Source organism: Clostridium sp. DFI.5.61, assembly GCF_024462915.1.
Lineage (GTDB): Bacteria > Bacillota > Clostridia > Oscillospirales > Oscillospiraceae > Lawsonibacter > Lawsonibacter asaccharolyticus.
The window spans coordinates 1-2,428 of record NZ_JANGBZ010000111.1; the positions used below are offsets into that span (position 1 = coordinate 1).

Here is a 2,428-nt window from a genome sequence, read left to right on the forward strand (position 1 = left end):
CACCCCGCGGCCCCCCCCCCCCCCCCCCCCCCCCCCGGGGGTCCTCTTATGCCATCTCGTGGCTGGTGAGCAGGGACTGCTTGATGTCCCACAGCTTCTGGGACAGGTCCACGTAGTAATTGTGAGGGTTCTCAAAGCGCTTGACCTCATCCCACAGGGCGTCCACCTGCCGCTGGCAGTAGGCCCGGCTGGTCTGGAGCTCCGGCACCTGATAGACCAGCTCGCCTCCCCGGAAGATAGGGACCAGCAGCTCCCGGGCCTCGATGTTGGTGTACACCTTCCGCTTCCAGGTGGCGGCCGGGTCAAAGAGCTCCAGGGGATGGGTGAAGTCGATCTCCTCGTCGTGGACGCAGATCAGGTCGGCCTCCGCCTTGCCGGTGTCCCGGGAGAAGATGCGGTACACCTTCTTGAAATGGGGGGTGGTGATCTTGGCGGGGTTTTCGCTGATCTTGATCTTGGGGAGGATGTGCCCCTGGTCATCCTCGATGGCGGACAGCTTATACACGCCGCCGAAGACGGGCTCGGAGCGGGAGGTGATGAGCCGCTCGCCCACCCCGAAGGAATCGATGCGGGCCCCCTGGCGGATCAGATCCCGGATGATGTACTCGTCCAGGGCGTTGGAGGCCACGATCTTGCAGCCGGTGAGGCCGGCCTCGTCCAGCATCTCCCGTGCTTTCCGGGACAGATAGGTCAGGTCGCCGGAGTCCAGCCGGATGCCGCACTTGGTGACGCCCAGGGGCTCCAGCACCTCCTTGAAGGCACGGATGGCGTTGGGCACGCCGGAGCGCAGTACATTGTAGGTGTCCACCAGCAGGGTGGCATTGTTGGGGTAGAGCTGGCAGTAGGTCTTGAAGGCGGTGTACTCGTCGGGAAACATCTGCACCCAGGAGTGGGCCATGGTGCCGGTGGCGGGGGAGCCGTAGTGCTGGTCGGCCATGGTGCAGGCGGTGGCGGAGCAGCCAGCGATGTAGGAGGCCCGGGCGCCCAGGATGGCTCCCTCCGCCCCCTGGGCCCGGCGGGAGCCGAACTCGGCCACCGGACGGCCCTCCGCCGCCCGGACGATGCGGTTGGACTTTGTAGCGATGAGGCTCTGGTGGTTCAGGCACAGCAGCACGAAGGTCTCGATGAACTGGGCCTGGATGGCCGGGGCCCGCACGGTGAGGATGGGCTCCCCAGGGAAGATGGGGGTGCCCTCCGGCACGGCCCAGATGTCGCCGGTGAAACGGAACTGGCGCAGATAGTCCAGGAAGGGCTCGGCAAAGCAGCCCTTGGAGCGGAGGTAGGCGATGTCCTCCTCGTCAAAGCGCAGCTTCTGGATATACTCGATGACCTGGGCCAGCCCCGCCGCTATAGCAAAGCCTCCCTGGTCCGGGACCGAGCGGAAGAACACGTCAAAGTAGCAGATGCGCTCGCCCAGTCCGGTCTGGAAGTACCCGTTGCCCATGGTGAGCTCATAGAAGTCGCACAGCATGGTCAGATTTGTCTTTTCTTTCATCCCTGGGGATGCCTCCTCTTCGGGGAGGGGATGCTCCGCTCCCGCCCCCGCGGGTGTCAACACCCGTGTGTATTTTCATTATTATACCTGGAAAAGAGGGAAAAGGCAAGGGAAAAGGGCGCGGGGCCCGGCTTCAGCGGGGGATATCTCTCCAAACCTCCCCCGGAAGGTGGTGCGGCAGATGCCATGTCGGACAGGGAGGCTCTTCCTGATACTGGAATAAGGAGTTTCCCCCGCGGGCATACTGAACGGGAACCAGTTCAGAAAAGGAGGTAATCTCATGCCAAACAAAGCAGAGACCTTCGCCCGCAGTGAGACCCACATCAACCTGATGCGGGCCTTCGCGGGGGAGAGCCAGGCCCGGAACCGCTATACCATCGCCGCCGGTATGGCCAGAGAGAAAAACCTGTACGTGGTCCAGCAGGCCTTTCTGTTCACCGCAGACCAGGAGCTGACCCACGCCAAGCAGTTTTACCGGCAGCTGGCGGACCTGTCCGGCCAGACCGTCCGGGCGGACGGTACCTATCCGGTGGACCTGTATCCCGACCTGCTCTCCCACCTGCGGGCGGCCCAGCACAATGAGTTCCAGGAGTGGGAGCACGACTACGCCCACTTCGCCAAGACAGCCAGCGAGGAGGGCTTCCCCCTGGTGGCCAAGCTGTTCGACTCCATTGCAGGCATCGAGCGCATCCACGGCGAGCGGTTCGGCCGCTTCGCCGATCTGCTGGAGCGGGAGGAGCTGTTCGTCTCCTCCGTGACCTGTCAGTGGATGTGTCTGAACTGCGGCTATGTGGTGGAGTCCACCATGGCCCCTGCCAGCTGCCCCGTGTGCCACCACCCTCAGGGCTATTTCGTGCGCATGGAGATGGTGCCCTTCCACTGATCCCCCAGACTAAGACAGGCGCGGCCCTCCTGGAGAGCAGGAGGGCCGCG

The 2,428-nt window shown here is 64.0% G+C and carries 2 protein-coding genes; one reads left to right on the top strand and one right to left on the bottom strand.

Going from position 1 to position 2,428, the window contains the following annotated elements:
• Positions 1-46: 46 nt before the first annotated feature.
• Complete coding sequence (locus tag NE584_RS19210; RefSeq protein WP_050623093.1) at positions 47-1,495, bottom strand: nicotinate phosphoribosyltransferase; 1,449 nt, start codon at positions 1,493-1,495, stop codon at positions 47-49.
• Between the two features lie 280 nt (positions 1,496-1,775).
• On the opposite strand from NE584_RS19210, the gene NE584_RS19215 reads away from it, so the two are divergent.
• Complete coding sequence (locus NE584_RS19215; RefSeq protein WP_108980256.1) at positions 1,776-2,378, top strand: rubrerythrin family protein; 603 nt, start codon at positions 1,776-1,778, stop codon at positions 2,376-2,378.
• Positions 2,379-2,428 lie beyond the last annotated feature (50 nt).